Source organism: Pseudomonas sp. Sample_24 (assembly GCF_004307605.1).
Classification (GTDB): domain Bacteria; phylum Pseudomonadota; class Gammaproteobacteria; order Pseudomonadales; family Pseudomonadaceae; genus Aquipseudomonas.
Map to the genome: position 1 here is coordinate 1 of NZ_RCNW01000374.1, position 3,948 is coordinate 3,948.

General features: G+C 58.3%; 3 protein-coding genes. All 3 read left to right on the forward strand.

Translation table 11 applies throughout. The annotated features are described in order from the left end of the window. On the forward strand, positions 1–509 hold a 509-nt coding region (locus D8V06_RS21225), incomplete at its 5' end, for a TRCF domain-containing protein (protein WP_347238627.1). 10 nt (positions 510–519) lie between these two features. After that, positions 520–1,086 carry a CsiV family protein gene (locus D8V06_RS21230; RefSeq protein ID WP_056857024.1) on the forward strand — a complete coding sequence of 189 codons (567 nt, stop codon included), beginning with the start codon at positions 520–522 and terminating at the stop codon, positions 1,084–1,086. A gap of 11 nt (positions 1,087–1,097) precedes the next feature. Continuing rightward, a complete protein-coding gene (locus D8V06_RS21235; RefSeq protein WP_130931727.1) occupies positions 1,098–3,788 on the forward strand; it encodes a DEAD/DEAH box helicase in 2,691 nt (896 codons plus the stop codon). Positions 3,789–3,948 lie beyond the last annotated feature (160 nt).

Here is a 3,948-nt window from a genome sequence, read left to right on the forward strand (position 1 = left end):
TCGAACGCGCGGTGAAGTCGATCCGCAAGGGCGAGCAGCCGAACCTCGATCAACCTTTGGGTGGTGGCCCGGAAGTCAACTTGCGCGTACCGGCGTTGATTCCCGAAGACTATCTGCCGGACGTTCACGCCCGCCTGATTCTCTACAAGCGCATTGCCTCGGCCACCGACGAGGAAGGTCTCAAGGATTTGCAGGTGGAAATGATCGATCGTTTCGGCTTGCTGCCGGAACCCACCAAGAACCTGATGCGCATCACCGCCCTGAAATTGCAGGCCGAGTTGTTGGGCATCAAGAAAGTCGATGGCGGCCCACAAGGGGGGCGCATTGAATTCGCGACACAAACGCCGGTGGACCCGCTGACCCTGATCAAACTGATCCAGAGCCAGCCAAAACGCTACAAGTTCGAAGGAGCCACGATGTTCAAGTTCCAGGTTCCGATGGAGCGCCCGGAAGAGCGCTTTAATACTGTAGAGGCGCTGTTCGAGCGCCTCATTCCGAAAACTGCTTGAAGGACGCCGCATGCGCCTGTTTCGCTCACTGACCCTGCTGATGACTTTGGTCGCACCTACGGCGTTTGCCGATGACCTGTATCAGGTCGAAATGATTCTGGTCCGTCAAAACGCCGTGCCGGCGATTGTCAGCCGTGCCGCACCGGAAGACTGGGATGCCGGCGCCAAGCGCATCGACCCTGACAGCTTTCGCACGCCGAGCCTCAATCCAGAAGTGGAAAAGCTCACCGCCAGTAACGACTACAGCGTCCTGATGCATAAAGCATGGCAGCAGACGCTGGGAGAAACACCGGTCAAGGTGGCGATCAGCGATGGCAAGGAGCAGTTCGGTCAGTTCCCTATCGAAGGCACCCTCGATCTAAAACTGGGGCGCTTCACCGATGTTGACGCCGACTTCTGGGTCAATCAGTTCAACGCCGATGGCCTGGTGACCGCCAGCGAACGCCTGAAACAGGAAAGTCATACCAAAAACGGCCAACTGAACTTCCTCGACGCCGGCCACCTCGGCCTGCTGATCAAGATCACTTCATTGACGGCGCCCGCCCCGCGGGAAGCCCCTGAAGTCGTCCCTGACTGATTGAAGTCCTCATGTCCGCGACCCTGAGCAAACCCCTGGCACCTTCCTGGGTCAGCCGATTCAAGGAACAGAGCCTGGAGCGTGGCCGCCGCTACGCACTGGAAAATCGCGTCAGGATCGTCGAAGCCGGCGACGCCACCATCATCGCGGCTTGCGAAGGCTCTGGCGGTAACGTTTACCGTCAGACCATTCGCCTGCGTGAGTCGGCCAAAGGCACCCTGCTGATGGTCGATGCCATCTGCTCCTGTCCGGTTCACAGCAACTGCAAACACTGCGCTGCGGTACTGCTGCAAGTACAGGAGACCCTCGCCTACCCCGCTGCCGCCAAAGACGCCGAACTCCTGGAAAAACTTCAAGCCGTGCTGGAAAACCGTAGCCCCAAGGCCCCGCCGCAAGTCATGGTGGACAACGTGCAGCCAGTGCCGCGCCTGTGGCTGGCGAGCATAGAGTTCAGTGCCTTCGAGCCGCGCAATGGACGGATGCAGCGCTACATCCAGCATCGCGCTGCGCTGTCTTTCAGCTATCTGGACGAATACGTTAGCGGGCAGAAAAACACTGACATCCTGATTCGCCAGGAAACACAGACGCTACGGATAAAACGTCAGCCGGAAGTGGAACAGTCCTACCGTGAACAGCTACGGATCCTCGGCTTCAAAATCGCCACCCGGCAGAGCAAGGCCCTGCCGGAAAGCGCCGGCGAGCTGTTCGAGATGGTCAATGACAGCGCCTGGCTGACCTTCACCCTCAACGATCTGCCCAAGCTTCGAACCCAGGGCTGGGAGCTGCAGATCAACGAGGACTTCGGCTTCGACCTGACGGCCGTGGATGACTGGTACGCCACGGTCGAGCAAACACCGGAACGGGACTGGTTCGATCTGGAACTGGGCATCATCGTCAACGGCGAGCGACTGAGCCTGCTGCCCATCCTGCTGAACCTGATGCGCTCGCACACTGAGCTTCTCAACCCGGAACGTCTGGCTCGGCGTCGTGACGACGAACTGATCCTGGTGAACATTCCAAACCGGCCAAATTCCGAGTACGGCCCCCTGCAAGTCGCCCTGCCTTTCGGTCGCTTGAAACCGGTGCTGGCAACGCTCGGCGAGTTCTATCTGCAAGAGCCGGGCGAAACCACCTTACGCCTGAGCAAGGCCGACGCCACGCGCCTGAATCCACTGGAGGACCTGCCGCTGCTCTGGGAAGGTGGCGAGCAGATCCGCACCTTTGCCCAGCGTCTGCGCGACATCAAGGATTACACCGCCACCGTCCCCGAAGGCCTGAACGCAACCTTGCGCCCCTATCAGCTTGAAGGCTTGAGCTGGATGCAATCGCTGCGACAGCTGGAGGTTGGCGGGATTCTCGCGGACGACATGGGCCTGGGTAAAACCCTGCAGACCCTGGCGCATGTGCTCACCGAAAAAATTGCCGGTCGCCTCGACCGCCCGTGCATGGTGGTGATGCCAACCAGCCTGATCCCCAACTGGCTCGACGAGGCGGCGCATTTTACGCCGCAGCTCAAGGTCCTGGCTTTGTATGGCGCCAGCCGCAAAAAGCATTTCGAGCATCTGGCGGATTACGACCTGATCCTGACCACCTACGCCCTGCTGCCCAAGGATGTTGAACGTCTAGCCGCACAGCCGCTGCATGTACTGGTGCTGGACGAAGCGCAATACATCAAGAACCCGAACAGCAAGGCTGCACAAGCAGCCCGGGAACTGAACGCCCGTCAGCGCTTGTGCCTGAGCGGCACCCCGCTGGAAAACCACTTGGGTGAGCTGTGGTCACTGTTTCACTTCCTGTTGCCAGGCTGGCTCGGCGACGTGAAAAGTTTCAATCGTGATTACCGCGTACCGATAGAAAAGCGCACCAGCGAAGTAAGACTTCAGCACCTCAACGGTCGGATCAAACCTTTTCTGTTACGCCGAACCAAGGAACAGGTTGCTACCGAGCTGCCGCCGAAAACCGAAATCATCCACTGGGTCGAACTCAACGAAGCCCAGCGCGACATGTACGAAACCATGCGCCTGGCCATGGACAAGAAAGTCCGCGACGAGATCACCCGCAAAGGCGTGGCTCGCAGCCAGATCATCATTCTTGAGGCGCTGTTGAAGCTGCGCCAGGTGTGCTGTGATTTGCGCCTGGTCAACGACGCCACCCTACCGACGCGCGGCAGCACGTCAGGCAAGCTCGACAGCCTGATGGAAATGCTCGAAGAATTGTTTGAGGAAGGCCGAAGGATTCTGCTGTTCTCGCAGTTCACTTCAATGTTGTCGCTCATCGAAGACGAACTGAAAAAACGCGGGGTGGACTATGCGTTATTGACGGGCCAGACCCGCGACCGACGTACACCCGTGAAAGATTTTCAAAGCGGCAAGCGTCAGATTTTTCTGATTAGCTTGAAAGCAGGCGGGGTCGGTTTGAACCTGACCGAAGCGGACACCGTGATTCATTACGATCCGTGGTGGAACCCGGCGACGGAAAATCAGGCAACTGACCGCGCCTATCGTATCGGCCAGGAAAAGCCGGTTTTCGTCTACAAGCTGATTGCACGCGGCACGGTCGAAGAGAAAATTCAGCACCTGCAGAAGGAAAAATCCGATCTTGCCGCAGGCGTGCTGGATGGGCGCAAAACCGGAGACTGGAAGTTGCAGAGCGATGATATTGAGGCGTTGTTTGCGCCGTTGCCGGAGAAAATTGATAAGTAGCGGCGATTATTGAATCGCCATCGCGAGCAGGCTCGCTCCCACATTGGATCTGTGTTTGCCCACCAGCATTGAGACAACACAAAATTAATGTGGGAGCGAGCCTGCTCGCGAGGGGATCGACTCGGTGTAACGACTGATTAACCCTTAAGCAACCGCGCCA